Origin of the sequence: Serratia sp. X3, from assembly GCF_014982455.1 — a bacterium.
GTDB lineage: Bacteria > Pseudomonadota > Gammaproteobacteria > Enterobacterales > Enterobacteriaceae > Serratia > Serratia ureilytica.
The window spans coordinates 182,711-209,544 of record NZ_JADCNB010000006.1 but is presented as its reverse complement, the minus strand read 5'-3'; the positions used below and the strand labels follow the sequence as shown (position 1 = coordinate 209,544).

Below are 26,834 nucleotides of genomic sequence, written 5' to 3'. Positions count from 1 at the left end.
ACTGAGTTAGGACGACACGAATGAAAGATTTGAATGTAGTAGACGGCATCAACGGTGCCGGCGACTGGTTGGTGAAGAATCAGGATCTGTTGATCCAGTACGCGGTGAATATCGTCGCCGCCATCGTTATCCTGATCATCGGTTCGATCGTGGCCCGCGTGGTCGGCAATGCGCTGAACCGCGTGATGAAGCTGCGCGGCATCGATGCCACGGTGGCCGACTTCCTGTCGGCGATCGTTCGTTACGGCGTGCTGGCGTTCACCTTCATCGCGGTGCTGGGGCGTGTCGGCGTGCAGACCACCTCGGTGATCGCGGTGCTGGGTGCCGCCGGTTTGGCCGTCGGCCTGGCGCTGCAAGGCTCGCTGTCCAACTTCGCCGCCGGCGTGCTGCTGGTGATCTTCCGTCCGCTGCGCGTGGGTGAATATGTCGATCTGGGCGGCGTGGCCGGTACCGTCGATCAGGTGCAGATTTTCTCCACCACCCTGCGCACCGCCGACAACAAAACCATCGTGGTGCCGAACGGTAAAATCATCGCCGGCAACATCATCAACTACTCCCGCGAACCGAACCGCCGCGTGGATATCGTGGTGGGCGTGACCTACAACGCCGATATCGACGTGGTGAAGAAGGTGCTGGGCGACGTGATCGCCGCCGACAAACGCATCATGCACGCCAAAGGCGTGACCGTGCGTCTGAACGAGATGGCGCCGTCCTCGCTGAACTTCGTGACCCGTTCCTGGACCACCAACGCGGAATACTGGAACGTGTACTTCGATCTGATGGAAAACTTCAAGCGCGCGCTGGATGCCCACAACATCGGCATTCCGTTCCCGCAGATGGACGTGCACCTGTACCGCACCGAAGACGCTTCCGCCAAGGCGGAATAACGCAGAAGGGGGCCTTGGCCCTCTTTTTTATTGCAGGCCGAGACGCTACCGATGGCGTCTCGGCCTTTTATTTTCCGCGAGGTCAGACGCCGGCCGCCGGTTCCGTGAGTGGCGTGCGGCGGCGCAGGCTGAGGCGATAGAGCAGGAAGATGGCGGCGGCGCCCAGCAGCGCCGGCAGCGCCAGCCAGAGGAAGAACACTTCCGTCGAGCCGGCGGCGGCCATCATCCAGCCGCCGAGCATCGAGCCGACAATTGAGCCGAAGCGGCCATTGGCCATGGCCCAGCTGACGCCGGTGACGCGGGCTGCGGTTGGGTAGAGGGTGGCGGAAACCAGATTCAGGCCGTTTTGCGCGCCGGCCACGCCGAAGCCGATCAGGAACACGACGGCGGCCAGCGTGTAGACGTCGCCCATCAGGTAACCGGTCGCGCCAATCACCAGTGCGGCACCCAGGTAGGAGACGGCCAGCACGCGGTAGGGCCCGATCCGGTCCATCAGCAGCGCCATCAGGATGGCGCCCAGAGTGCCGCCGAGCGGCACCATGGCTCCGATGCGCGAGGCGTGGGCGATGTCGTAACCGGCGTCTTTGAGCAGGGTCGGCAGCCAGCTGGTGAGCAGGTAGAACACAAACAGCGAACAGAAGAACGCCGCCCATAGCAGCAGGGTGCGCACGGCGCGGCCTTCGATAAACAGGTGTGATATCGGCGATGTGGCCTGCGCCGGACGCTCGTCATCGACAATCGTCACACCGGCCCAACGCTGGCCGGTGATGCGCTCAACCACCCGGCGCAGCCGATCGGCGTGTTTGGCGCTGGCGGCCATAAAGCGCACCGATTCGGGCATCTGCCAGGCCAGCAGCGGCAGCAGCGCCAGCGGCGCGATACCGCCGACCAGCAGCAAGCCGCGCCAGCCGAACGTTGGGATGATCTGCCCGGCCAGCAGGCCGCCCAGGGCCAACCCGGCGGTGAAGCCGCTCCAGCTCAGGGTGACCATCAACATGCGCCGGCGCGCCGGTGAGTATTCCGAGCTGAGGGTGATGCAGGTCGGTATCGCGCCCCCGAGGCCAATGCCGGTGATGAAGCGCAACCAGGTCAGGGATTCGATCGAATGCGTATAGGCCGAAGCCAGGGTGCAGCCGCCAAACACCAGCACCGCGACGAGCAGCACGCGCTTGCGGCCGATGGCGTCGGCGAGCGGCCCGAACAGCAGGCTGCCGAGCAGCAGACCGAACAATCCTGCACCGAAGGCGGGAGAGAGCTGCGCTGGCTGCAGGCCCCACTCTTCGCGCAGCGCCGGCGCGATATAGCCGATGATGGCGGTATCGAAGCCATCCAGCAGGGCAATGAGGAAACACAGGGTCAGGATCAGGATTTGATAAGGCGAGATCTTGGCGCGATCGATGATTTCGCTGATGCGAGCGGTATTTGGGCTCATGAGGGTTCCACTTTTATTAAGCTGGTGTGGGCTGGCTGAGGGGCCGTTCAGGCCGCTTTGGCTGGCATCGCGTAGAAATCCGAGTATACACCAGCGCGGGGGCAGTGGGGGATGCGCCGCATCTGGGCAGACAGTCAGCGTCGGGCCACATGATAAGTGGGGAGGGGCGGTGAGCGCAGATCGGTTGCAGCGCTTTATCGTCATGTCTAAGGCGCGGGAAAATGGGTGGAAATAAGGCAAACAAGATGAAGGTCATTTTATCTGCGTCCATTCTCTTAAATACGGTGGCTTTCCGCTACCTGCGGAATAATAACGGCCTGTCGCGCAGGCGTCAGTCGATGGTTTTCACCTGTCTGGCGCCGAATATTCAGCTTTCGCCTCGTCATCGACTGAACTGTCGAATATAAATCTGAAGTGAAATAAATTGGATTCACTTTTATTTTTAGGTGAAGCGTTCAACGGCATTTATACAATTGGTTATTATCGCTGAAAAAATGGAAAAGGGTCGCCAATACGCCTGTATGAGTCCGCTCATCTTGCGCCAAAAGAGCAAATTGGTAAGCTTGCCAGCCTTATATCAGTGGGTGGAAAGGATTGATGCGTAACCGATTAAGAATTTTTCTCGTATTAATGTTAGCCACGACATTGCCTTTTTCTGTCGCGGCGTCTCAGCTCACGCTTCCTCAAGGCGTAATGACAAAAATTGCGCCGTGGAAAGCGCATGACAATCGAGAAAAACCGCTCATTGCCGTTGTCGGCGAAAATACTTTCACGGAACTGACAGACTTTGTCATTCCCTACGCATTGCTTAAAGAAGCAAACGTCGCGGATGTTTTCACCGTCGCCATTCGGCCTGGTCCAATACAGCTGTTTCCTGCGTTTAAAGTTGAGGCCGATATGACGGCCAGTAATTTTGATCGGCTTTATCCGCTTGGCGCAGATTACATCCTTGTTCCTGCCGTGCACGAAACGGACAATCCTGAACTGTTAAGATGGATACAGGAGCAGCAAGCGAAGGGAAGCACGATTGTTGGGATTTGCGATGGCGTGTGGGTCTTGGGCCACGCGGGGCTCCTTGATGGGCATTATGCTACGGGGCATTGGTATTCACGAGAAGATCTGGAAGAACAGTACCCGAAAGCTTCTTGGGTACAGGACCGCCGCTATGTTGCTGATGGAAAGATCGTCACCACGACCGGAGTAACCGCCTCAGTGCCCGTGACACTGGCTTTGATAGAGGCGATTGCGGGTGAAAAAAAGGCAGCCACGCTAGCCGCACAGGTGGGCGCTTCGGACTGGTCTGTTAAACATGACAGCCGCGCCTTTGCGCTGAAAACCTCCAATGTGGTTACGGTGGCATTAAATTATGTGTCCTTTTGGCAGCATGATACTTATGGCATACAGGTTTCCACGGGAGACGATGATATTAAGTTGGCATTTAGTGCAGATTCATATTCAAGAACCTACCAGACGCAGGTGTTCTCTTATGCGAAGGATATGAACCCTGTGAAACTGAAAAGCGGATTAACGCTTTTGCCGGACAGAGTCGAAGGGCGTAATGAGAATGTAGATCGTTGGATTTCTCTCATTGATAATGAAACCGCCATGGAAACGTTAAATCGCACTCTGCGGGATATTGGCGATACTTACGGTTTTCGCACGGCGGCATTGGTGGCGCTACAGCTTGAATATAAAGGCGACAATTAGGAAAAACCGATTTTGACGTTTATAACGCTATCGCCGGTACTGAGACAATTTCCTCGGTTGAGTAGATAAGCATTATTCAACCTATGAATGCATTAAAAACATGCGTTCACTATTGCGCCAGGCTGCGCCGACCCGTTCCGGTCTTGGCGCAACCCGACAAGGTTATTTGGCTAACAGCTCTCGGCGCACGATCTCGGCGCCTGCGCTTAACGCATTCAGTTTGCCGCGGGCGACCTGACGAGGCAGGGGAGCCATGCCGCAGTTGGTCGACGGATAGAGTTTGTCGGCATCGACAAACTGCAGCGCTTTGCGCAGCGTGTCGGCCACTTCCTCCGGCGTCTCAACGGCATGATTCGCCACGTCGATGGCGCCGACCATCACCTTTTTGCCGCGGATCAGTTCAAGCAGATCCATGGGCACGTGCGAGTTATGGCACTCCAGCGAGATGATATCGATGTTGGACGTTTGCAGTTTCGGAAACGCCTCTTCATATTGTCGCCATTCCGAGCCCAGCGTCTTTTTCCAGTCGGTATTGGCTTTAATCCCATATCCATAGCAGATATGTACGGCGGTTTCACACTTAAGCCCTTCAATGGCTCTTTCCAGGGCGGCGATGCCCCAGTCATTCACCTCGTCAAAGAACACATTAAATGCGGGCTCATCAAACTGAATAATGTCGACGCCTGCGGCCTCGAGCTCTTTGGCTTCCTGATTGAGGATCTTCGCGAACTCCCAGGCTAATTTCTCGCGGCTTTTATAGTGGTTGTCATAGAGCGTGTCGATCATGGTCATCGGCCCCGGCAGGGCCCATTTAATCGGCTGTGTGGTCAGCTGGCGTAAAAATTTGGCGTCTTCAACGAAAACGGGTTTTTGACGCGAGACCGCCCCCACGACCGTCGGCACGCTCGCCTCATAGCGATTGCGGATTTTAACCACTTCGCGTTTTTCGAAATCGACGCCGCTGAGATGCTCGATAAACGTCGTGACGAAGTGCTGACGGGTTTGTTCGCCATCGCTGACGATATCGATGCCGGCCTGTTGCTGCTCTGCCAGTGACAAACGCAGGGCATCCTGTTTCCCTTCGATGAGTTCTTCATTCTGCAATTTCCAGGGCGACCACAGGGTTTCCGGTTGGGCCAGCCAGACCGGTTTGGGCAAGCTGCCGGCGGTCGATGTGGGGAGCAATATTTTCATGATAGGTGACCTGTATTTAAGTGAATCAAAGCGCGTAGTGAGCAGACCATTGCTCAAGAATAGGCTTATAGGGTTTGATAAATTGCTCTTCCGTAAATTTCCCCTGCTCAATCGCTAACTGGCTACGCTCTTCGCGATCGTAAACAATCTTGGTTAATGAATGATCCTGGTTATTCAAGCTTGGCTGATAGCATTGCCCCGCCGCCGAGTTGGCATTGTAAATTTCAGGCCGATAGATTTTCTGGAAGGTCTCCATCGTGCTGATGGTGCCGATCAGTTCCAGGTCGGTGTAATCGCTCAGCAAATCCCCGGGGAAATAAAAGGCCAGGGGCGCAACGCTATTTTTCGGCATGAAATAGCGCACCTGCAGGCCCATTTTTTTAAAATACCGGTCGGTCAATGAAGCGCCGTCTTGCCGATACTCGTCGCCCAAGACCGGGTGTTGATTGCCCGTCCGATGGTAGGTGTCTTTGCTGGATACGCTGAGGCAGATCACCGGCGGTTTGCTGAAATTTTCATGGTATTCGTTTGAATTGACGAAGTGCTTAAAGATATTGCCGTGCAAATCGCCGAAATCATCCGGAATGGTAAATTCCGCCGTGTTTTTATTGTGCGCCGGCAGCAAGACGCTAAAGTCGTAATCGCGCACGTAAGAGGAGAAATTGTTTCCAACGATGCCCTCGATACGCTTTTGCGTTTTTTTATCGATGATGTTGGTTTTCAGGATCTCGATAACCGGAAAGCTGGCGCCCTGATCTTCGATGCGCATCTCAACCGAGATGATTTCCAGCTCGACGGAGTAGCGATCGGCCTTGGGGTTATCCCAATAGGCTAATGCATTAAAGCGATTGTCGATCATCACCAACGTGTTGCGCAGGTTCTCCCGGCGGTTTTTCCCTCTGGCCAAATTGGCAAAGTTGGTGGTGATACGCGTATTTTCAGAAGGGTTATAATCTTCGTCGAAAGAACTGCTCTTAATCGTAAAGGTAAAGTCTGTATTCATCGTCTTATAGCATCCTGTTATATGATATGAAGGCTGGATTTATCCATTTATTTCAATGGCTTGTTTTTCTATTTTTTTATTCAGCCGATTTCATATTGTCTGTCGTTAATGAGGTCTATTTTTGCCAGAGTCACGGAGGGAGTGAAAGAGACTTAATTTCATTACCACATGAGCGGTATTCATGATCGGGCGTTCGGGCCGTTTTACCGCTGTTGCTCTGCGGCGCAAACCGCCGGTGGGTTGGGCCGGCAACCTGGTGCAGCCTGAAACATTACGGGTATAATCCCTCCATGATCCCACGGCTTCAGACACGAACATGACAAAACTCACCTTACAAGAGCAGATGCTAAAAGCGGGCTTGGTAACCAGCAAGAAAATGGCCAAAGTCCAAAGAACGGCTAAAAAATCACGCGTTCAGGCCCGTGAGGCCAGAGAGGCGGTGGAAGAGAATAAAAAGGCGCAGCTTGAACGCGATAAGCAGCTGAGCGAGCAGCAAAAGCAAGCCGCGCTGTCCAAAGAATACAAGGCGCAGGTGAAGCAACTGATCGAGATGAACCGCATCGTCCTGGCGAAAGGCGATATCGGTTTTAACTTCACCGACGGCAACCTGATCAAGAAAATCCTGGTGGATAAAGCGACCCAGACCCAGCTGATCAATGGCCGTCTCGCCATTGCGCGTTTGCTGATCGAGAACCGGGAAGAGTGTGAATACGCGATTATCCCCGCGAGCGTCGCCGATAAAATCGCGCAGCGCGATGCGGGCAGCATTGTGTTGCACAGCGCGCTGAGTCAGGAAGAGCAGGATGAAGACGATCCGTACGCCGACTTTAAAGTGCCTGACGATTTGATGTGGTAAGCCGCGTTCAGAACGGCGCGGCGTGACGAGCGGTTATCCGCTCTCCGCTGATGGGGTGCACAAAGTCCAGTTCGCTGGCGTGCAGCATCAGCCGCGGCGTCTGTTCGGCACCCGGCAGCAGACGCCCGCCATACAGATCGCAGCCTAAAATGGGGTGGCCCAACTGCCAGCTGTGAATACGCAGCTGGTGGGTGCGCCCGGTCTCCGGGGTGAGCTGCACCCGCGTCAGCGGCAGCGATGTCCCATCCTCCACGTGACGATAAAAACGCTCGACGACCCGATAGCGGGAGCGGGCGGGCTTGCCGTGGAGGGCGCAAATCGACATCAGCGGGAACAGCGCCGGATCTTTGGCGATCGCCGCGTCTATCATCCCTTCGTCATCCGCCACATGGCCGCAAAGCAGCGCGCTGTAGACTTTACCGACGGTGCGCTCGCTGAACTGCCGGCAGAGCGCGGCGTTGACGGCCTTATTGCGGGCCACCACCATCAACCCGGATGTACCGAAATCCAGGCGGTGTGCCAGCGTGCAGCCGGGGAAGATCTGCACCAGCCGATAGTGCACCGAGTCGAGATTTTGCGGATTCTTGCCCGAAAGGCTGAGCAACCCGGCCGGCTTATTGATCAGCGCCAGATGAGCGTCCTGATAGAGGATCTCTATCTGGTCATGACAGGGCGGAGCGATAAAGGTATCGATAATCGTAGACATCGGGCGGCCGGTTGCAGAGGAGGAGCGGATGATAGCGAATTTTCTGCCGATGAGCGAATCTGGCGGCGCTGGCCTGGCGCCCACAGGGTATTAGCATCTCTGATACTTGATTAGAAACATCAATTTCACCTAATGATCGCTTCCTCGTATGATGCGCGTGTTGACCGACACGCGCCCACGTCCGGCGCCTTTTATCATTCGAGGAATTTCCCATGCTAGCCGTCTTCCTGCAGGGCTTTGCCCTGAGCGCCGCCATGATCCTGCCGCTGGGTCCGCAGAACGTATTCGTGATGAATCAGGGCATTCGCCGTCAGTATCATCTGATGATCGCCTCATTGTGCGCGCTGAGCGATATCGTGCTGATCTGCGCCGGTATTTTCGGCGGCAGCGCGTTGCTGACCCGCTCGCCGCTGCTGCTGGCGCTAGTCACCTGGGGCGGGGTGGCGTTTCTGCTGTGGTACGGCTGGGGCGCGTTCCGTTCTGCCTTCAGCCCGCAACCGGCGCAGGCCGCGGCGCAGGAGCTGGCGCAGAGCCGCTGGCGCATCGTGGTCACCATGCTGGCGGTCACCTGGCTGAATCCGCACGTCTATCTGGATACCTTCGTGGTGCTCGGCAGCCTGGGCGGACAGCTGACGGCGGACGTGCGTTCCTGGTTCGCGCTTGGCGCGGTCAGCGCGTCGGCGGTGTGGTTCTTTGGCCTGGCGCTGCTGGCCTCCTGGCTGGCGCCGTGGCTGAACACCCAGCGGGCGCAGCGCATCATCAACGCGCTGGTCGGTCTGGTGATGTGGGGCATCGCGCTGCAGCTGGCCTGGCAGGGGGCAAATTTATAAGAATTTGTCACTAATCCGAATTCAAAACGCCGTGCGATATGCTACGTTTGATGCCAGGAATCCGGCGGTTCTCGCAGGGAAAAGCCGGCGATCAGAGACAGCCTGTCATTAAGGAGACACTGTGAAGCTAAAAGCATTGGCTATGGCCGCAATGGTCGGATTAGGGACGCTACCGATGGCGCTGCAGGCGGCTGAATTGCCTGAAGGGCCGCACGTCGTCACCTCCGGCACCGCCAGCGTGGACGCCACGCCGGATATCGCCACCCTGGCGATCGAAGTGAGCGTTTCCTCCAAAGACGCCGCCCAGGCGAAGAAGCAGGTGGATGAGCGCGTGGCGCAGTACTTTGATTTCCTGCAGAAAAATAACATCGAGAAGAAAGACATCAGCGCCGCCAACCTGCGCACCCAGCCGGAATACGACTACCTGAAAACCGGCGAGTCGGTGCTGAAGGGTTACCGTGCGGTGCGTCAGGTGCAGGTGACGTTGCGCCAGTTGGACAAGCTGAACGAGCTGCTGGACGGCGCGTTGAAATCCGGCCTGAACGAGATCCGCGCGGTGGAGCTGGGCGTCGCCAAGCCGGACGTGTATCGCGAACAGGCGCGGCAAAAAGCGATCGAGAACGCGACTCAGCAGGCCGAATCCCTGGCCAAGGGCTTCCACGCCAAGTTGGGGCCGGTGTACAGCATTCGCTACCGGGTCGCCAACTACCAGCCGATGCCGGTGGCGCGGATGTATAAAGCGGCCGGCGCGGCGGCGGAAAACGACGCGGCGCAAACCTATGAACAGCAAAGCATTCACTTCGACGATCAGGTGGATGTGGTGTTCGAGCTGCAGCGCAACGCCGCGCAGTAAAGGTGTTGCCATGAAGAAAAGGTTCGCTGCGGCGAACCTTTTTTCGTTTTAATCCTGGCGCAGCACCTGGTGACCGTGCTCCAGCAACGCGTCGGTCACTTTACGCATCATGCGGCTCTCCGGCGCGAAGCGGTGCCAGTACAGCATGCGGCGCTGGTACAGCCCTGGCGTCAGATCGATCAGTTCGCCGGATGCCAGCTCTTTTTCGATCTGCAGATGCGGGATCATACAGCAGGTGGTGCCCTGACGGGCCAGCTGCACGAAGGCTTCCGATGAGTTCACGATGTGGCAGGGCACGCTGCCCGGCGACAGATCGAAGTTCTGCTGCAGAAATGCCTGGTGCATGTCGTCAAGATGATCGAAGGCCACCGCCGGCGCTTTCAACAGCGCGGAGCGGGTGACGCCGTTCGGGAAATAGCGCTCGGCGAAGCCGCTGGAGGCCACGAACAGGTAGTCCAGCGCCCCCAGCCGATCCACCAGGCAGCTCGGCAGCGGCTGCGGCTGAATACTCACCGCGCCCACCACCTCACCGCGGCGCAGCCGCTCCTGGGTGCGGGTTTCATCTTCCACCTGCAGATTCAGACGAATGGGGGAGTCCGCCAGCACCGGCTTCAGCGCCGGCAGCAGCCAGGTCGCCAGACTGTCGGCGTTGACCGCCAGCGACAGCAGCAGCGGCGTATCGACGCCGGTGTCGTTGCCCAGCCACTCTTCTTCCAGCAGCTCCACCTGATGCAGCAGCGCCAGCAGCTTTTGCCCCTGTTCGGTCGGGCGCGGCGGCACGGTGCGGACCAGCAGCGGTTGGCCGAACAGGTTTTCCAGCTGTTTGATGCGTTGGGATACCGCCGATTGCGTGATGCAGAGTTTTTGCGCGGCGCGCTCGAAGCCGCGCTCACGGATCACCGCGTCCAGCGCTTGCAGCGTACGATAGTCTGGGCGTTTCATCGGAAAGATATCCCTTAAATTAGAATGATACCGGCACTATGCCACATTTTGCGCGCGGCGCAGGTGGAAAAATCACGCCACCAACTCGCCGCCAGGCGGGTAAAAATGCGGGCTGCGGTAAATAAGTGTGATCCTGCCGGCGTGAAAAACAGCGTTTTACCCTATAATACGCACACGTTTTCGTACAGAGGCAAGGGACATATTATGACGCAGGATGAACTGAAAAAAGCGGTGGGCTGGGCGGCGCTGGAATACGTGACGCCGGGCACCATCGTCGGGGTAGGCACCGGCTCTACCGCTGCCCACTTTATTGACGCGCTGGGCTCCATCAAGCACCAGATTGAAGGCGCGGTGTCCAGCTCAGACGCCTCCACCGCCAAGCTGAAAAGCCTCGGCATCCATGTGTTCGACAGCAACGAAGTGGACTCGCTCGATATCTACGTGGACGGCGCGGACGAAATCAACGGCCACATGCAGATGATCAAAGGCGGCGGCGCGGCGCTGACGCGCGAGAAGATCATCGCCGCCATCGCCAAGAAATTCATCTGCATCGTCGACGCCAGCAAGCAGGTGGACGTGCTGGGCAAATTCCCGCTGCCGGTGGAAGTGATCCCGATGGCCCGTTCCTATGTGGCGCGTGAGCTGGTGAAACTGGGCGGCCTGCCGGAGTATCGCCAGAACGTGGTGACCGACAACGGCAACGTGATCCTCGATGTGCATAACCTGAGCATCACCGACGCCATCGCGCTGGAGAACAAGATCAACGGCATCGCCGGCGTGGTGACCGTGGGGCTGTTCGCCAACCGCGGCGCGGACGTAGCGCTGGTCGGCACCCCGGAAGGCGTGAAAGTGGTCAAATAAGCCTCTGCGGCCTGTGGCCCGGCAGTGCCGGGCCGCATATTTCTTCGGTTAAAACATCTTTTCTGAAAAGCGGCAAATTTGGTGACTTATGTCACATTGTGAAAACTGACTCCCCAAAGCTTCTGCCGAAAACTTTCCCTATGGCATTTTCTGCCGTAAACCGCCATCAACGCTGCGCCTTGTCCTGCCGGGCAGGCAATCGTTTGTATTGCCGCCCGCGTTATTTTTGTTATGTTGGATGGGAGCTGTGTCGTCACAGCCGCTTCTGAAGTCTGAACATAGGGTCGGGTAAATGGCAAAAGTATCATTGGAGAAAGACAGGATTAAATTCCTGTTGGTGGAAGGGGTTCATCAGAGCACGGTCGATAATTTGCGTGCCGCCGGTTATACCAACATCGAATACCACAAGGGTGCGTTAGACACCGAATCGCTGAAGGCCTCCATCCGCGATGCGCACTTCGTCGGCATCCGATCGCGCACGCATCTGACCGAAGAGGTGTTCGCCGCCGCAGAAAAACTGGTGGCGGTGGGCTGCTTCTGTATCGGCACCAACCAGGTTGACCTGAAAGCGGCGACCAAACGCGGCATTCCGGTCTTCAACGCCCCGTTCTCCAATACCCGATCCGTGGCCGAAATGGTGCTGGGCGAGCTGCTGTTGATGCTGCGCGGCATTCCGGCCGCCAACGCCAAGGCGCACCGCGGCGTGTGGCACAAACTGGCCGTGGGCTCCTATGAAGCGCGCGGCAAAAAACTGGGCATCATCGGCTACGGCCATATCGGCACCCAGCTGGGCATTCTGGCCGAAGGGCTGGGCATGAAGGTGTTCTTCTACGATATCGAGAACAAGCTGCCGCTGGGCAACGCGCAACAGGTGCGTCATCTGTCCGATCTGCTCAATATGAGCGACGTGGTGACGCTGCACGTGCCGGAAACGCTGGCGACCAAGAACATGATGGGGGCGGAAGAGCTGGCGCTGATGAAACCGGGCGCTATTCTGATCAACGCCTCGCGCGGCACCGTGGTGGATATCCCCGCGCTGTGCGACGCGCTGACCAGCAATCACCTGGCGGGCGCGGCGATCGACGTCTTCCCGGAAGAGCCGGCGACCAACAGCGATCCGTTCAACTCGCCGCTGTGTGAGTTCGACAACGTGCTGCTGACGCCGCACATCGGCGGTTCCACGCAGGAAGCGCAGGAGAACATCGGCGACGAAGTGGCCGGCAAGCTGGCGAAATATTCCGATAACGGTTCGACCCTGTCGGCGGTCAACTTCCCGGAAGTGTCGTTGCCGGCGCATGGTCCGAACGCCAGCCGTCTGCTGCACATCCATGAAAACCGTCCGGGCGTGCTGACGCAGATTAACCAGATCTTCGCCGAAGAGGGGGTTAACATCGCCGCGCAGTATCTGCAAACCGGGCCGGAAATCGGCTATGTGGTGATCGACATCGAAGCGGAAACCGCGCGCGCCGACGCCGCGCTGCAGCGCATGAAGGCCATCGACGGCACCATTCGCGCCCGTCTGCTGTTCTGATTCGGCGGCTCGCCGCAACGAAAAAGGCCGGAGCGATCCGGCCTTTTGCTATTTGGGCTCCCGCCACGCCCAGCTGCAGAGCGGGGTGAGGATTTCCGGCAGCGGGATATCCCAGTGTTCGGTCGGCAGGTGCTCCACCTGCTGGCAATCATGGGCCAGGCCGATGGGATAGGGGCCGCCGCTGCGCCAGTTTTGCAGGGTGCGATCGTAAAAGCCGCCGCCCATGCCCAGACGCTGTCCGGTATGATCGAATGCCACCAGCGGCGTCAGCACCACCTCCAGTTCACCCAGCGGCAACACCTGGCGCACATCGAGACGCGGCTCGAGAATATTGAAGCGATTGCGCACCAGCGGCGTTTCCGGCGCATAGCGCAGGAACAACAGGTGTCCCGGGCTGAACGGATGCAGCACCGGCAGGTAAACCCGTTTACCGAGCGTCCACAAACGCTCGATCAGCGGCCCGGTATCGAGTTCGCCGTCAAACGACAGGAAGACCGCGATGCTGTGCGCCGCTTGAATACGGCTGTGCGCGACGAGACGTTCGGTTATCTTTTCTGCGGCAAAGCGTTGCTGCTCGGGCGTAAGCTCGCGCCGACGTTGGCGAATGAGTTGACGAATGGCTTGGCGCTGCTGCGCGAATTGGGGTTGAAAAGGCATCGTATCAGGCTTGCTCAGTGTGGCGTTCAGCACACAAAACCGCTGAGAAGGGGAATCTCCGAGATGCCGTCGCAGGCTGTAACCCTTGAACCCATGGTTCAAGGTGAACGTGCCGTCGCAATCTTAAGGCTTCTCGGCGCACCGAGCGTGCTCACCGATCGCGGAGCAACACATTCTGTTTGTACTAAATATCGGCTCAGGGGACTGGCCCGCTGGCGAACATCTCAGAGAAATTTTGTACTCGTTGCCGAAAACTTGGCTTTCAACAACTTAAGTTATTCGAATTGTGCATCCTGACGTTCAGAGATGCGACCTTGTTCAAGCAGCGCTTGTTCAATGGTCTGCTGCAGCATCCGTATGCGTTGTTCCATATTGGACGCATAGTCACGGGTTTTCAACCGTTCTTGAGCAAGTTCGTGACAGACGTTCAATGCCGCGATGAAAACCAGTTGCTCAGTATTGGAGACTCTAGTGCGAACTTTAAGATCTTGCAACCGTTGGTTAAGATCGTCCGCCGCCATATTCAACGCATCTTGTTGTTCTGGCGGGCAATTGACTCTTAACGAGCGGCCAAAAATTTGAATATCTACCGGTTGTGCAGACATGCCACCTTCCTGCCTAAATTTCGCGCCAGCCTTGTCCGCCCGGGCCGGGCCGTCAAAGCGGGCGCCACTATATATACCTCGGTACCAAGATACAACCCCTTTTTCAGTACCTGGTTGTAATCTACTGTGGCGGACATTGCCAGTCAAAAAAGGGTTTCAAAATGCGTATTTACCGCACTTTCGTCACCCGCCGGCGCAGTGTGAAACCTGCCACATCGCGATTATAACTAGCCACTGAGGTGTCGCGCTTATCTGGTATAGCGACGGACCTTGGTGGTAGCATAACACGAACTTATCCTGCCAACGATGACGAATGCGCATGTCTATACAGAATACATTTCCAAGTTACCAATCTTTGACCGTGGCCCTCAACCAGCAGTCGGTGGCGCTGACCGCGGCAGAAATGCACGGCCTGATCAGCGGCTTGCTGTGCGGCGGCAGCCGTGATGCCGGCTGGCAGGCGCTGGTGCACGATCTGACCAACGAAGGCGTCGCCTTCCCGCAGGCGCTCAGCCAACCGTTGCAGCAGCTGTATGAAGCGACGCGTGACACGCTGGAAGATGACGAATTCCTGTTCCAACTGATGCTGCCTGAAGGGGAGATCGTCAGCGTGTTCGATCGCGCCGATGCGCTGGCCGGTTGGGTCAACCACTTCCTGCTCGGTCTGGGCATGATGCAGCCGAAGCTGGCTCAGGTGAAAGACGAAGTCGGTGAAGCGATTGACGATCTGCGCAACATCGCGCAGCTGGGCTACGACGAAGACGAAGATCAGGAAGAATTGGAACAGTCGTTGGAAGAAGTGGCGGAGTATGTGCGGGTCGCCGCCATCATGTGCCACGGCGAATTCACCCGTCAGAAACCGACGGCGCCGGAAAATATCAAACCGACGCTGCACTAAACGTTCTATCGCCCTTCCGCCGGCGGTGCGGACGGCATGATTTCAGGAGAAGGTAATGACTCAGCAGGAATTCAACAACCGCCGCCAGGCGCTGTTGGCGAAAATGGCGCCGGCCAGCGCGGCGGTTATTTTCTCTGCGCCGGAAACGACGCGCAGTGCAGATTCAGACTATCCCTACCGGCAGAACAGCGATTTTTGGTACCTGACCGGCTTCAATGAGCCGGAAGCGGTGCTGGTGCTGATTAAAAGCGATGAAACGCACAACCACAGCGTGTTGTTCAACCGGGTGCGCGACCTGACGGCGGAAATCTGGTTTGGCCGCCGTCTGGGGCAAGACGCCGCGCCGGCGAAGCTGGGCGTGGATCGCGCGCTGCCGTTCGATGAAATCAATGACCAGCTGCACCTGTTGCTGAATGGCCTGGACGTGGTTTACCACGCGCAGGGCGAATACGCCTATGCCGATCAGATCCTGTTCGGCGCGCTGGACAAGCTGCGCAAGGGATTCCGCCAGAACCTGCAGGCGCCGGCCACCGTCACCGACTGGCGGCCGTGGCTGCACGACATGCGGCTGTTCAAGTCGCCGGAAGAGCTGGCGGTGATGCGCCGCGCCGGCGAGATCAGCGCGTTGGCGCACACCCGCGCGATGGAAAAATGCCGTCCGGGCATGTTCGAATACCAGCTGGAAGCGGAAATTCATCATGAGTTCACCCGCCTCGGCGCCCGTTACCCGTCTTACAACACCATCGTCGGCAGCGGCGAAAACGGCTGTATCCTGCACTACACCGAGAACGAGAGCCAGATGCGCGACGGCGATCTGGTGTTGATCGACGCGGGCTGCGAGTACCAGGGGTACGCCGGCGACATCACCCGCACCTTCCCGGTCAACGGCAAGTTCAGCCGGCCGCAGCGCGCGGTGTATGACATTGTGCTGGCGTCGCTGCAGCGCGCTTTGGAACTGTTCAAACCCGGTACCAGCATCCGCGAAGTCAATGACGAAGTGGTGCGCATCATGGTGGTCGGGCTGGTGGAGCTGGGCGTATTGAAAGGTGAAGTCGACCAGTTGATCGCCGAGCAGGCCCACCGTCAGTTCTTTATGCACGGGCTGAGCCACTGGCTGGGTCTCGACGTGCACGACGTCGGCCACTATGGCACGCCGAGCCGCGATCGGCTGCTGGAGCCGGGCATGGTGCTGACCGTGGAGCCGGGGCTGTACATCGCGCCGGATGCGGACGTACCGGCGGAGTACCGCGGCATCGGTATCCGCATCGAGGACGACATCGTGATCACTGCCGACGGCAATGAAAACCTGACCGCCACCGTGGTGAAAGACGCCGATGCCATCGAGGCCTTGATGGCGGCGGCAAGGTCGTAGCATGAGCGTTATTATCGTTGGCGGCGGGATGGCGGGCGCGACGTTGGCGCTGGCCATTTCGTCGCTCACTCAGGGAAGAATGGCGGTGGATCTGGTCGAGGCGACCCGGCCGGACGACCGCAGCCACCCGGGCTTTGACGCTCGCGCCATCGCGCTGGCGCAGGGCACCTGCCAACAGCTGGCGCGCATCGGCGTTTGGCCGGCACTGCGCGATTGCGCTACACCGATCACTCAGGTGCACGTCAGCGATCGCGGCCACGCCGGGTTTGTGAATCTGCAGGCGCAAGATTATCAGGTCGATGCGCTCGGCCAGGTGATCGAACTGCACGACGCCGGGCAGCGGCTGTTCGCGCTGCTGGCCAAGGCGCCCGGCGTTACGCTGCACTGCCCGGCGCGGGTGGTGGACGTGATTCGCACCGCAGAGCGGGCGGAAGTGCTGCTGGACAACGGCCAGCGTCTGCGCGGGCAATTGCTGGTGGCGGCCGACGGCTCGCGCTCTGCGCTGGCGCAAGCCTGCAATATGCAGTGGCGGCAGGAGGACTATCCGCAGTTCGCCACCATCGCCAACGTCACCACGGCGGAAGATCCGCAGGGGCGCGCCTTTGAGCGCTTTACCCGCTATGGGCCGCTGGCGCTGTTGCCGATGTCGCAGGGGCGCAGTTCACTGGTATGGTGCCATGCGCGCGAAGATCGCGATCAGGTGGATGCCTGGGACGACGCGCGGTTTATCGCCGAGCTGCAACAAGCCTTCGGCTGGCGGCTGGGGCGCATTCTCAAAGCCGGTAAACGGCACAGTTACCCACTCGGTCTGCTGACCGCCGATCGCCATGTCAGCCACCGGCTGGCGCTGGTGGGCAACGCGGCGCAAACGCTGCATCCTATCGCCGGGCAGGGGTTCAACCTTGGCCTGCGCGACGTGATGTCGCTGGCGGAAACGCTGGCGGAAGCGGCAGACAGCGGCGAAGACGCCGGCGGTTACGCACTGCTGAGCCGTTATCAGCAGCGGCGGCAAAACGATCAGCGGGCGACGATCGGCGTGACCGACGGGTTGATTCATCTGTTCGCCAACCGTTATGGCCCGCTGGTGATCGGCCGCAATCTGGCGCTGATGGCGATGGAACGTTTGCCGGCGATACGCGATGCCTTCGCCAAGCGTACGCTGGGCTGGGTGGAACGTTAGAGACATGGTCGGGCGCTTTAACGCGCCCAAAGCGCGGCGCGGCAAGGCGTCGCGCGTTATTTAAGGAAATCGAGCAGCATGCAATCATTTGACGTGATTATCGCCGGTGGCGGTATGGTGGGGCTGGCGTTGGCCTGCGGCCTGCAGGGCAGCGGGCTGCGCGTGGCGGTGCTGGAGCAGCGCCAGCCGGAGATGGCGCCGCCGTCGGAACAGCCGGCTCTGCGCGTCTCCGCCATCAATGCCGCCAGCGAGCGTTTGCTGCAGCACATCGGCGTGTGGGACGACATTCTCCAGCTGCGCGCCAGCGCCTATAACGCGATGGAAGTGTGGGATCGCGACAGCTTCGGCAAAATCGCCTTCCGCGGCGACGAGTGCGGCTTCAGCCATCTCGGCCACATCATCGAAAACGCGGTGATCCAGCAGGCGCTGTGGAAGCGCGCCGAAAGCCTGTCGGACATTACGCTGATTACCCCGGCCGCGCTCAAGCAGGTGGCGTGGGGCGAGAACGACGCCTTCGTCACGCTGGAGGACGGCCGCATGCTGACCGCCCGGTTGGTGATTGGTGCCGACGGCGCCCAGTCGTGGCTGCGTCAGCACGCCGATATCCCGCTGACCTTCTGGGACTATCGCCACCACGCGCTGGTGGCCACCATTCGCACCGAAGAGCCGCATCAGGCGACGGCGCGGCAAATTTTCCACGGCGACGGCATTCTGGCGTTCCTGCCGTTCAGCGATCCGCATTTGAGCTCCATCGTCTGGTCGGTCGCGCCGGAAGAGGCCGAACGCCTCAAGCAGCTGGAGCCGGAACAATTCAATCGCGAACTGGCGATGGCCTTCGATATGCGTTTGGGCGCCTGCAGCCTGGAAAGCGAACGGCTGGCGTTCCCGTTGACCGGCCGCTATGCGCGCAGCTTCGCCGCGCACCGCCTGGCGCTGGTAGGCGATGCGGCGCATACCGTGCATCCGCTGGCCGGGCAGGGGGTGAACCTGGGCTTTATGGACGCCGCCGAGCTGATTTCCGAACTGCGCCGCCTGCAGCGGCAGGGCAAGGATATCGGCCAGCACCTCTATCTGCGCCGTTATGAACGCCGCCGCAAACATGGCGCGGCGGTAATGCTGGCCAGCATGCAGGGTTTCCGCGAACTGTTCGACGGTAATCACCCGGCCAAAAAGCTGCTGCGCGACGTGGGCCTGCGGCTGGCGGACAGCCTGCCGGGCGTCAAACCGAAGCTGGTGCGTCAGGCGATGGGCCTGAACGATCTGCCCGAGTGGCTTGCCTGATCCCTTCCTTCTGCGGGCCCGCATCGGGCTCGCGCTTCTCGCCTTATTCCATCGCTTTTCCTTATATAACCCTTCATTTGAAATAATCTAATTTCAGCCGCTTTTTATCATTACTTTTTCTAATTCCATGTTCGGTTATCAAAAGTCCGGATCCCATGTGAGGCCATAGGTTTGTTATATAAGTTCGGTGTTTTGCCGCTTTAATTGTTAATTTTGTGCCTTAAGGCGCATTTTTCCAGTGAAAAACTCTGCACACTAGCCCGGCGTTTTACCGCCCCGGAACGGCGATGAGCCTATTTTAACTTATGGTTAATGTGGTCGTTCGGTGATAAGTTCGAGGGAAAGGTATCGTTTGCGTCACGGCGGTTGCACGCAGTTTCCGCCCGTCCCGGCGCAGCATTTGTGTTGAGCAGTCAGTGCGCCATGGCGATCGGGCCGCGAGCCAGGCTCCGCCGCATTGCGTGGCAGCACCCTAACTTCTAGCGACGAGTGGAAAGAGGGAAAAGATGGCAAAGCAAACCCCACTGTACGACCAGCACGTGGCGTGCGGTGCGCGCATGGTAGACTTTCACGGCTGGATGATGCCGCTGCACTACGGCTCGCAGCTCGATGAGCACCACGCGGTGCGTCAGGATGCCGGCATGTTCGACGTGTCTCACATGACCATTGTGGATCTGCACGGCGCCCGCACCCGCGAGTTCCTGCGCTACCTGCTGGCGAACGACGTCGCCAAACTGACCCAACCCGGCAAAGCGCTGTACACCGGCATGCTGAATGCCTCCGGCGGCGTGATCGACGACCTGATCGTTTATTTCCTCACTGAAGACTATTTCCGCCTGGTGGTGAACTCCGCCACCCGCGACAAAGACCTGGCCTGGATCGAAGAGCACGCCGCGCCGTATGGCGTCGCGCTGACGGTGCGCGACGATCTGGCGCTGATCGCGGTGCAGGGCCCGCAGGCCAAAGAGCGCGCCGGCACCCTGTTCACCCCGGAGCAAAAAAGCGCGGTCGAAGGCATGAAGCCATTCTTCGGCGTGCAGGCCGGCGAGCTGTTCATCGCCACCACCGGTTACACCGGCGAGGCCGGCTATGAGATCGCGCTGCCGAAAGAGCAGGCGGCGGATTTCTGGCAAAAATTGCTGGCCGCGGGCGTCAAGCCGGCCGGTCTGGGCGCGCGCGACACCCTGCGCCTGGAAGCGGGCATGAACCTCTACGGGCAAGAGATGGATGAAGGCGTTTCGCCGCTGGCCGCCAACATGGGCTGGACCATCGCCTGGCAGCCGGAAGATCGCCGTTTCATCGGCCGCGAAGCGCTGGAACAACAGCGCGAGCAGGGCACCGAGCAACTGGTCGGCTTGATCATGACGGAAAAAGGCGTATTACGTAATGAGCTACCGGTGCGTTTCACCGACGCGGCGGGGCAAACCCACGAAGGTGTGATCACCAGCGGCTCGTTCTCTCCGACGCTGGGCTTCAGCATCGCGCTGGCGCGCGTGCCGGCAGGCATCGGCGAGCAGGCTATCGTGCAGATCCGCAACCGTGAAATGCCGGTTAAAGTGACCAAGCCCGGTTTCGTTCGCGCCGGCAAGCCGCTGACAAATTGATTTTTTATTGATTGATTCTTTTATTTCTTCGAAGGAGTAACCGGCGATGAGCAATGTGCCAACAGAATTGAAATACGCATCCTCCCACGAGTGGGTTCGTGCAGAAGGTAACGGCGTTTACACCGTAGGCATCACCGAACATGCGCAGGAACTGCTGGGCGATATGGTGTTTGTCGATCTGCCGGAAGTGGGCCGCAGCGTCGCCGCCGGTGAAGATTGCGCCGTGGCGGAATCCGTCAAGGCGGCATCGGACATTTACGCGCCAATCAGCGGCGAAATCGTGGCGGTGAACGGCGAGCTGGAAAGCTCCCCGGAGCTGGTGAACAGCGAACCTTACGGTGACGGCTTCCTGTTCCAGATTAAAGCCTCCGACGAAGGCGAGCTGGCGAACCTGCTGGACGCCGCGGCTTATCAGGCCTCGATCGACGAGTAATCGTGCCCACGCCCCAGGCCTTTCGGCCGGGGCGTTTTAGTTACCGTTCAAGCTATATCCCGTATCACGCAAGCATTCAGGAATTTGTAGCAATGACTCAGACACTCAGCCAACTCGAACACAGCGAAGCGTTCATTGAACGCCACATCGGCTCTTCTGCGGAACAACGCCAGGAGTTGCTGGCAGCGGTGGGCGCTCGCTCGCTCAGCGCGCTGATCCAACAGATCGTGCCGGCGGACATTCAGCTGCCGGGGCCGCCGCCGGTTGGCGACGCGGCGACCGAACATCAGGCGTTGGCTGAGCTGAAGGCGATCGCCTCCCAGAATCAGCGCTACAAATCCTATATCGGCATGGGCTACAGCGCCGTGCTGACGCCGCCGGTGATCCTGCGCAACATGCTGGAAAATCCGGGCTGGTACACCGCTTACACCCCCTATCAGCCGGAAGTGTCGCAGGGCCGTCTGGAAGCGCTGCTGAACTTCCAGACCGTGACTCTCGATCTGACCGGTCTGGATCTGGCCTCCGCTTCGCTGCTGGATGAAGCGACCGCCGCCGCCGAGGCGATGGCGTTGGCCAAACGCGCCAGCAAGCTGAAAGACGCCAACCGTTTCTTCGTGGCTGACGACGTGCATCCGCAAACGCTGGACGTGGTACGCACCCGCGCCGAAACCTTCGGCTTCGACGTCATCGTCGATAAAGCGGAAAAAGTGCTGGAGCTGGACGGCGTGTTCGGCGTGCTGCTGCAGCAGGTGGGCACCACCGGTGAACTGCACGACTACAGCGCGCTGCTGGCCGAACTGAAATCGCGCAAAATCATCACCAGCGTGGCCGCCGACATCATGGCCCTGGTGCTGCTGACCGCGCCGGGCAAGCAGGGCGCCGACGTGGTGTTCGGCTCCGCGCAACGCTTCGGCGTGCCGATGGGCTACGGCGGCCCGCACGCCGCCTTCTTCGCCTGCCGCGACGAGTTCAAGCGCTCAATGCCGGGCCGCATCATCGGCGTTTCCCGCGATGCCGCCGGCAACACCGCGCTGCGCATGGCGATGCAGACTCGCGAGCAACATATCCGCCGCGAGAAAGCCAACTCGAATATCTGTACCTCGCAGGTGCTGCTGGCCAACATCGCCAGCCTGTATGCGGTGTATCACGGCCCGCAAGGCCTGCAGCGCATCGCCGGGCGCATCCATCGCCTGACCGACATTTTGGCCGCCGGGCTGCAGAAGGCCGGCCTGACGCTGCGTCACCACACCTGGTTCGACACCCTGACCGTCGAAGTGAAGGACAAGGCGGCGGTGCTGGAGCGCGCGCTGAGCTTCGGCATCAACCTGCGTACCGACATCCACGGCGCCGTGGGCATCACGCTGGATGAAGCCACCTCGCGTGAAGACGTGCAAACGCTGTTCGCACTGCTGGCCGGCGACAATCACGGTCTGGACATCGACGCGTTGGACGCGGCGGTGAGCAAAAACAGCCAATCGATCCCGGCCGCCATGCTGCGCCAGGATCCGATCCTGACCCATCCGGTATTCAACCGCTATCACAGCGAAACCGAGATGATGCGCTACATGCATCGTCTGGAGCGCAAGGATCTGGCGCTGAACCAGGCGATGATCCCGCTGGGTTCCTGCACCATGAAATTGAACGCCGCGGCGGAAATGATCCCGATCACCTGGCCTGAATTCTCAGAGTTGCATCCGTTCTGCCCGCCGGAGCAGGCGGCCGGTTACCAGCAGATGATCGGCCAACTGTCTCAGTGGCTGGTGCAGCTGACCGGCTATGACGCGGTGTGCATGCAGCCGAACTCCGGCGCGCAGGGCGAATACGCCGGCCTGCTGGCGATCCGTCGCTACCACGAAAGCCGCAATGAAGCGGGCCGCCACGTCTGTCTGATCCCGAGCTCGGCACACGGCACCAACCCGGCTTCCGCCCAGATGGCAGGCATGAGCGTGGTGGTGGTGGCCTGCGACAAGAACGGCAACATCGACCTGCACGATCTGCGCGTCAAGGCGGAGCAGGCGGGCGAAGAACTCTCTTGCATCATGGTGACCTACCCGTCGACCCACGGTGTGTATGAAGAAACCATCCGCGAAGTGTGCCAGATCGTGCATCAGTTCGGCGGCCAGGTATATCTGGACGGCGCCAACATGAACGCCCAGGTGGGCATCACCACGCCAGGCTACATCGGCGCGGACGTTTCGCACCTCAACCTGCATAAGACCTTCTGCATCCCGCACGGCGGCGGCGGCCCGGGCATGGGCCCGATCGGCGTGAAAGCGCACCTGGCGCCGTTCGTGCCGGGCCACAGCGTGGTGCAGATCGACGGCGTGACCACCCAGCAGGGCGCGGTCTCCGCGGCGCCGTTCGGCAGCGCCTCCATCCTGCCTATCAGCTGGATGTATATTCGCATGATGGGCGCGGAGGGCCTGAAGCAGGCCAGCCAGATGGCGATACTGAACGCCAACTACATCGCCACCCGTCTGAAAGACGCGTACCCGATTCTGTATACCGGCCGCGATCACCGCGTGGCGCACGAATGTATCCTCGATATTCGTCCGCTGAAGGAAGAGACCGGCATCAGCGAAATGGACATCGCCAAGCGCCTGATCGACTTCGGTTTCCACGCCCCGACCATGTCGTTCCCGGTGGCGGGCACGCTGATGGTCGAGCCGACCGAGTCGGAAAGCAAGGTGGAGCTGGATCGCTTTATCGATGCGATGCTGGCGATCCGCAGCGAAATCGACCGCGTCGCCAAGGGCGAATGGCCGCTGGAAGACAACCCGCTGGTGAATGCGCCGCACGTGCAGGCGGAGCTGGTCAACGACTGGCAGCATCCGTACAGCCGCGAGCTGGCGGTGTTCCCGGTGGCCGGCGTACGCGAGAACAAGTACTGGCCGAGCGTTAAGCGTCTGGACGACGTGTACGGCGACCGTAACCTGTTCTGCTCTTGCGTGCCGATGAGCGATTACGAATAACACGTTCGGCAAAGTTTGTGTTCGGGGGACACCGCATCATGCGGTGTCCCTTTTTATTTTATCGCGGCCTATTCTTTCCTTTACGTTCCCACGATTTGAGGAGTCACCATGCAAGCGGCAATCGTAACAGCGCTGGGGCAACCCCCGGTTTTCGGCACCTTTGAGGAGCCTCAGGCGCAGGCGAATGAAGTGCCGATCGACGTTCTGGCGGCCGGCATCAAACAGCTGGATCGCGCCACCGTCGCCGGCACCCACTATTCCAGCCCGAAGCAATTGCCGATCGTGCCCGGCACCGATGGCGTGGGCCGTACGGCGGACGGGCAACGGGTGTACTTCGCCTCTTTCCGCCGCCCTTACGGCGCAATGGCCGAGCGCAGCGTCGCGTCCTGGACGGTGCCGGTACCGGAGGCGGTGGACGACGCCACGGCGGCCGCGCTGATCAATCCGGCCTTCGCCGCCTGGCTGCCGCTGCGCTGGCGGGCGGATCTGCAGCCCGGTGAAACGGTGCTGATCATTGGCGCCACCGGCACCTCCGGCAAGCTGGCGGTCGCGGCGGCGCGTCAGGCGGGGGCCAGGCGCATTGTTGCCGCCGGCCGTCGACTGAGCGTGCTGGAGGCATTGGGCGTAGACGCCACGGTGGATCTGAGCCTGCAGGGCGAGGCGCTGACGCAGGCCTTCGCGGCGGCGGCGGGGCCGGGCGGTTATCAGGTGATCGTCGATTACATCTGGGGCCCGGCGACGGAAGCGCTGCTGGCGACGCTCAATAATCACGATCTCTCGTCTTACGCCGGCGGACGCGGCATTCGCTTGGTCAATGTCGGTTCGATGGCCGCGCCGGACATCCGGCTGCCGGCGGCGGTGTTGCGCAGCAACCAGCTGCAGATCCTCGGCAGCGGCACCGGCAACTTCCCGCCGATCCCGGAGATGCAGCGCTACGCGACCGAGATTTTGGCGCTGGCGGCGACCGGAGCGCTCACTATCGAGACGCAGGAGCACGCGTTGGCGGAGATCGCCGAGGTGTGGGATCTGAACAAGAAAAGCGACGTGCGTTCGGTGATGCGCATCGCCCGTTAACCCCGGCCGCTAGCGGCAAGGGCAGACCAGGTGAATGTCTTCCGGCTCACGGGCGAACAATTCGGTATCCGGCTGTTCGATGAGCCGGCAGCCCTGCGCCAGATAGAAGTCTACGGTGCTTTTATTGGGGATGGAGGAGACATACAGCCCGGCGGCGCCGTCTTGCGCCGCCTGACGCAGGCAGAGCTGGAACAGCTGCCTGCCTAACCCCTGGCCGCGTTTGTGCGCGCTGACGTAAAAGAACAGCAGCTGGCGCAGATCCCGCAGTGGGCCGCGCGGCTCGGTATCCAGCGCCGCCGCCGCTACGATCTCCTCGCCTTCGAACAGCGCGAAGAACGCGCCGCCGCGATCGAAGCACGCTTCGTGGATTGGCGTATAGGTTTCCCGATCGTGCGGATCCCAGCCGCGCACGTCGTAGTACTCCGCATAGGGTTGCAGCTTGCCGTCCTGCAGGCGATACAGCGTGTCGATAATTTCGCTGCGGTCGATATCCCATAGCCGGTCGAGTTGCTGCCGTTGCAGCAGAACAGGGGCAATCATGGTCGTGGTTCACTCTCAGTCTGCGGCCGATAACTTTCCGGCAAATCGATGATGAAGCCGATGCCGCGATCGTCAAGGCCTTCGGTAACGCGCAGCTGCGCGCCGATTTTGTCGGCCAGGTTACGGGCGATGGCCAATCCGAGCCCGCTGCCGGTTTGCTGCGTGCCGGGCACGCGGTAAAAGCGTTCAAACAGGCGGGAATGATGTTCTTCGCTCACCCCCGGGCCGTTATCGCGCAACGTAATATAGCAGCCGAGCGGCGCCAGCGAGCGGATATTGGCCTCGATGCGGCTGCCGGGCGGCGCGTACTTGAGCGCGTTATCCAGCAGGTTGGTGAAGATGGCGATCAGCGCATGGCGGTCGGTACTCACCACCACATCCTCGCTGCCGTCGAGCGACAGTTCGACATCTTTTTCCAGCGCATAGGGGACGTGCTGTGCGATGCATTTGCCGATCTCCGCATAGATATCCACCGCCTCAATCTTCAGCGGAAAATCTTCCGCCTCCAGCTTGGCCAGGTTGATCAGCTGGCGTGACAGCGACGCCGCGCGATCCAGCCCTTGCTGCATGTCGCCGATGATTTCCCGGCGCTCCTGCTGCTCGCTGACCTGGGTCAGCAGATGCAGCTGCGCCAGCACGGCGGCGATCGGCGTGCGCAGCTCGTGCGCGGCGTCGGCCATAAAGCGTTTCTCGCGCTGATTGGCCGCGTCGATGCGCGCCATCAGTTTGTTGACCTCCATCACCACCGGCCGGATTTCCTGATACTGCTCGCTGACGTTGAGCGGCGACAGATTGCCCGGCTGACGATCGGAAATGGTGCGGGCGATCTGGCGCAGTGGTCGCAGGCTGAAGTAGGCGGTAAACAGCAAGGTAATGATGATCGCCGCCAGAATGCCCAACAGCGGTACAGCGGTGCTCTCCGCCGGGTTGCCGAACAGCGTGGTGCGATCGTTGAAAGACTCGCCGACGATCACCCGGTACTGGCGCTTTTCGCTCCAGCTGCCGGCAAGGTGCCAGTTGGCGCCGGCGTAATTGACAGAGCCTGACAGCACCGCAGGCGGCAGGCGCAGCGGTTCTCCCTGCGTTTGCGAACTGTAAAGCACCCGGTTATCCCGGTCGTAAACCACGAACAGCGGGTGATAGTCGATTTGATCCTGCATGCCGTTATTGATGGAATCAATGTACATGCCTTCGATGGTTTTGATGATGCCGCGGTAATCGATATTATCGGTGCCGGTTTCATCGAGAATATTGGCGATGCCTGCGGCGACGATGCGTTGCTGGTTATCGAAATATTTCTCCATGTCGGGGTAATACCAGTACTTCACCCAGGCGACGAGGATCCCCCACAATAATAAAATGGCCAGGACCTGGAAAATAATGGTGCGCATAAAGAAGGATTTGAAACCGATCATC

Annotated in this window: 24 protein-coding genes and 1 other RNA gene; 15 read left to right on the top strand and 10 right to left on the bottom strand. The window is 59.8% G+C overall.

What is annotated here, in order from left to right; translation table 11 throughout:
• Positions 1-20: 20 nt before the first annotated feature.
• A complete protein-coding gene (mscS, locus tag IMX17_RS20700; RefSeq protein WP_193550177.1) occupies positions 21-887 on the top strand; it encodes a small-conductance mechanosensitive channel MscS in 867 nt (288 codons plus the stop codon).
• 82 nt (positions 888-969) lie between these two features.
• Here mscS and IMX17_RS20695 read toward each other — a convergent pair whose 3' ends face one another.
• Complete coding sequence (locus IMX17_RS20695; protein ID WP_046898975.1) at positions 970-2,319, bottom strand: MFS transporter; 1,350 nt, start codon at positions 2,317-2,319, stop codon at positions 970-972.
• 597 nt (positions 2,320-2,916) lie between these two features.
• Between IMX17_RS20695 and IMX17_RS20690 the strand changes: the two genes are divergently transcribed.
• The gene (locus IMX17_RS20690) at positions 2,917-4,026 is read left to right on the top strand and encodes a DJ-1/PfpI family protein (RefSeq protein ID WP_080350237.1); all 1,110 of its coding nucleotides are present in this window, start codon (positions 2,917-2,919) and stop codon (positions 4,024-4,026) included.
• 162 nt (positions 4,027-4,188) lie between these two features.
• On the opposite strand, the gene IMX17_RS20685 is transcribed toward IMX17_RS20690, so the two are convergent.
• Both IMX17_RS20685 and IMX17_RS20680 read right to left on the bottom strand, forming a co-directional pair.
• On the bottom strand, positions 4,189-5,220 hold the full coding sequence (locus IMX17_RS20685; RefSeq protein ID WP_033644741.1) for a methionine synthase: 1,032 nt from the start codon (positions 5,218-5,220) through the stop codon (positions 4,189-4,191).
• Positions 5,221-5,245: 25 nt separating this feature from the next.
• Positions 5,246-6,223, bottom strand: a complete 978-nt coding sequence (locus IMX17_RS20680) for a DUF1852 domain-containing protein (protein ID WP_033644742.1) — start codon at positions 6,221-6,223, stop codon at positions 5,246-5,248.
• A 316-nt stretch (positions 6,224-6,539) separates the two neighbouring features.
• Between IMX17_RS20680 and IMX17_RS20675 the strand changes: the two genes are divergently transcribed.
• On the top strand, positions 6,540-7,079 hold the full coding sequence (locus tag IMX17_RS20675; protein ID WP_046898977.1) for a DUF2058 domain-containing protein: 540 nt from the start codon (positions 6,540-6,542) through the stop codon (positions 7,077-7,079).
• A 7-nt stretch (positions 7,080-7,086) separates the two neighbouring features.
• On the opposite strand, the gene IMX17_RS20670 is transcribed toward IMX17_RS20675, so the two are convergent.
• Positions 7,087-7,785 carry an RluA family pseudouridine synthase gene (locus IMX17_RS20670; protein ID WP_193550176.1) on the bottom strand — a complete coding sequence of 233 codons (699 nt, stop codon included), beginning with the start codon at positions 7,783-7,785 and terminating at the stop codon, positions 7,087-7,089.
• Positions 7,786-7,997: 212 nt separating this feature from the next.
• On the opposite strand from IMX17_RS20670, the gene argO reads away from it, so the two are divergent.
• Positions 7,998-8,615, top strand: a complete 618-nt coding sequence (gene argO, locus IMX17_RS20665) for an arginine exporter ArgO (protein WP_004931603.1) — start codon at positions 7,998-8,000, stop codon at positions 8,613-8,615.
• 121 nt (positions 8,616-8,736) lie between these two features.
• On the top strand, positions 8,737-9,468 hold the full coding sequence (locus tag IMX17_RS20660; RefSeq protein WP_031300626.1) for an oxidative stress defense protein: 732 nt from the start codon (positions 8,737-8,739) through the stop codon (positions 9,466-9,468).
• 48 nt (positions 9,469-9,516) lie between these two features.
• Here IMX17_RS20660 and IMX17_RS20655 read toward each other — a convergent pair whose 3' ends face one another.
• Positions 9,517-10,410: a LysR family transcriptional regulator ArgP gene (locus IMX17_RS20655; RefSeq protein WP_004931613.1), complete on the bottom strand. Its 894-nt coding sequence runs from the start codon at positions 10,408-10,410 to the stop codon at positions 9,517-9,519.
• 204 nt (positions 10,411-10,614) lie between these two features.
• On the opposite strand from IMX17_RS20655, the gene rpiA reads away from it, so the two are divergent.
• Together rpiA and serA are read left to right on the top strand one after the other, a co-directional pair.
• Complete coding sequence (rpiA, locus tag IMX17_RS20650) at positions 10,615-11,271, top strand: ribose-5-phosphate isomerase RpiA (RefSeq protein ID WP_025304157.1); 657 nt, start codon at positions 10,615-10,617, stop codon at positions 11,269-11,271.
• 292 nt (positions 11,272-11,563) lie between these two features.
• Entirely contained in the window at positions 11,564-12,802 is a 1,239-nt protein-coding gene (gene serA / locus IMX17_RS20645; RefSeq protein WP_046898979.1) for a phosphoglycerate dehydrogenase, read from the top strand.
• A gap of 48 nt (positions 12,803-12,850) precedes the next feature.
• Here serA and IMX17_RS20640 read toward each other — a convergent pair whose 3' ends face one another.
• From IMX17_RS20640 to zapA, 3 genes are all read right to left on the bottom strand, one after another.
• Positions 12,851-13,459, bottom strand: a complete 609-nt coding sequence (locus IMX17_RS20640) for a 5-formyltetrahydrofolate cyclo-ligase (RefSeq protein WP_046898980.1) — start codon at positions 13,457-13,459, stop codon at positions 12,851-12,853.
• Between the two features lie 51 nt (positions 13,460-13,510).
• Positions 13,511-13,693: non-coding RNA, 6S RNA (ssrS, locus tag IMX17_RS20635), on the bottom strand.
• 41 nt (positions 13,694-13,734) lie between these two features.
• Positions 13,735-14,064, bottom strand: coding sequence for a cell division protein ZapA (gene zapA, locus IMX17_RS20630; RefSeq protein WP_004931621.1), 330 nt, complete (start codon positions 14,062-14,064; stop codon positions 13,735-13,737).
• 319 nt (positions 14,065-14,383) lie between these two features.
• Here zapA and IMX17_RS20625 point away from each other — a divergent pair, with 319 nt between their 5' ends.
• From IMX17_RS20625 to IMX17_RS20590, 8 genes are all read left to right on the top strand, one after another.
• Positions 14,384-14,962, top strand: coding sequence for a YecA family protein (locus IMX17_RS20625; protein WP_046898981.1), 579 nt, complete (start codon positions 14,384-14,386; stop codon positions 14,960-14,962).
• A 55-nt stretch (positions 14,963-15,017) separates the two neighbouring features.
• A complete protein-coding gene (gene pepP / locus IMX17_RS20620) occupies positions 15,018-16,334 on the top strand; it encodes a Xaa-Pro aminopeptidase (protein WP_049240090.1) in 1,317 nt (438 codons plus the stop codon).
• Position 16,335: 1 nt separating this feature from the next.
• Complete coding sequence (gene ubiH / locus IMX17_RS20615; RefSeq protein WP_182265340.1) at positions 16,336-17,514, top strand: 2-octaprenyl-6-methoxyphenyl hydroxylase; 1,179 nt, start codon at positions 16,336-16,338, stop codon at positions 17,512-17,514.
• Positions 17,515-17,592: 78 nt separating this feature from the next.
• A complete protein-coding gene (gene ubiI / locus IMX17_RS20610; RefSeq protein WP_182265339.1) occupies positions 17,593-18,795 on the top strand; it encodes an FAD-dependent 2-octaprenylphenol hydroxylase in 1,203 nt (400 codons plus the stop codon).
• Between the two features lie 506 nt (positions 18,796-19,301).
• Entirely contained in the window at positions 19,302-20,399 is a 1,098-nt protein-coding gene (gene gcvT / locus IMX17_RS20605) for a glycine cleavage system aminomethyltransferase GcvT (RefSeq protein ID WP_004931631.1), read from the top strand.
• Positions 20,400-20,445: 46 nt separating this feature from the next.
• Complete coding sequence (gene gcvH, locus IMX17_RS20600; protein WP_025304150.1) at positions 20,446-20,832, top strand: glycine cleavage system protein GcvH; 387 nt, start codon at positions 20,446-20,448, stop codon at positions 20,830-20,832.
• Positions 20,833-20,924: 92 nt separating this feature from the next.
• Positions 20,925-23,804: an aminomethyl-transferring glycine dehydrogenase gene (gcvP, locus tag IMX17_RS20595; protein WP_015378983.1), complete on the top strand. Its 2,880-nt coding sequence runs from the start codon at positions 20,925-20,927 to the stop codon at positions 23,802-23,804.
• A 108-nt stretch (positions 23,805-23,912) separates the two neighbouring features.
• Positions 23,913-24,878 carry a zinc-binding alcohol dehydrogenase family protein gene (locus IMX17_RS20590; RefSeq protein WP_046898985.1) on the top strand — a complete coding sequence of 322 codons (966 nt, stop codon included), beginning with the start codon at positions 23,913-23,915 and terminating at the stop codon, positions 24,876-24,878.
• 9 nt (positions 24,879-24,887) lie between these two features.
• Here IMX17_RS20590 and IMX17_RS20585 read toward each other — a convergent pair whose 3' ends face one another.
• Both IMX17_RS20585 and IMX17_RS20580 read right to left on the bottom strand, forming a co-directional pair.
• Positions 24,888-25,415 carry a GNAT family N-acetyltransferase gene (locus tag IMX17_RS20585; RefSeq protein WP_288446132.1) on the bottom strand — a complete coding sequence of 176 codons (528 nt, stop codon included), beginning with the start codon at positions 25,413-25,415 and terminating at the stop codon, positions 24,888-24,890.
• Positions 25,415-26,833 carry an ATP-binding protein gene (locus IMX17_RS20580; RefSeq protein WP_094144087.1) on the bottom strand — a complete coding sequence of 473 codons (1,419 nt, stop codon included), beginning with the start codon at positions 26,831-26,833 and terminating at the stop codon, positions 25,415-25,417. The genes IMX17_RS20585 and IMX17_RS20580 overlap by 1 nt, the downstream gene beginning before the upstream one ends.
• Position 26,834: the final 1 nt, after the last annotated feature.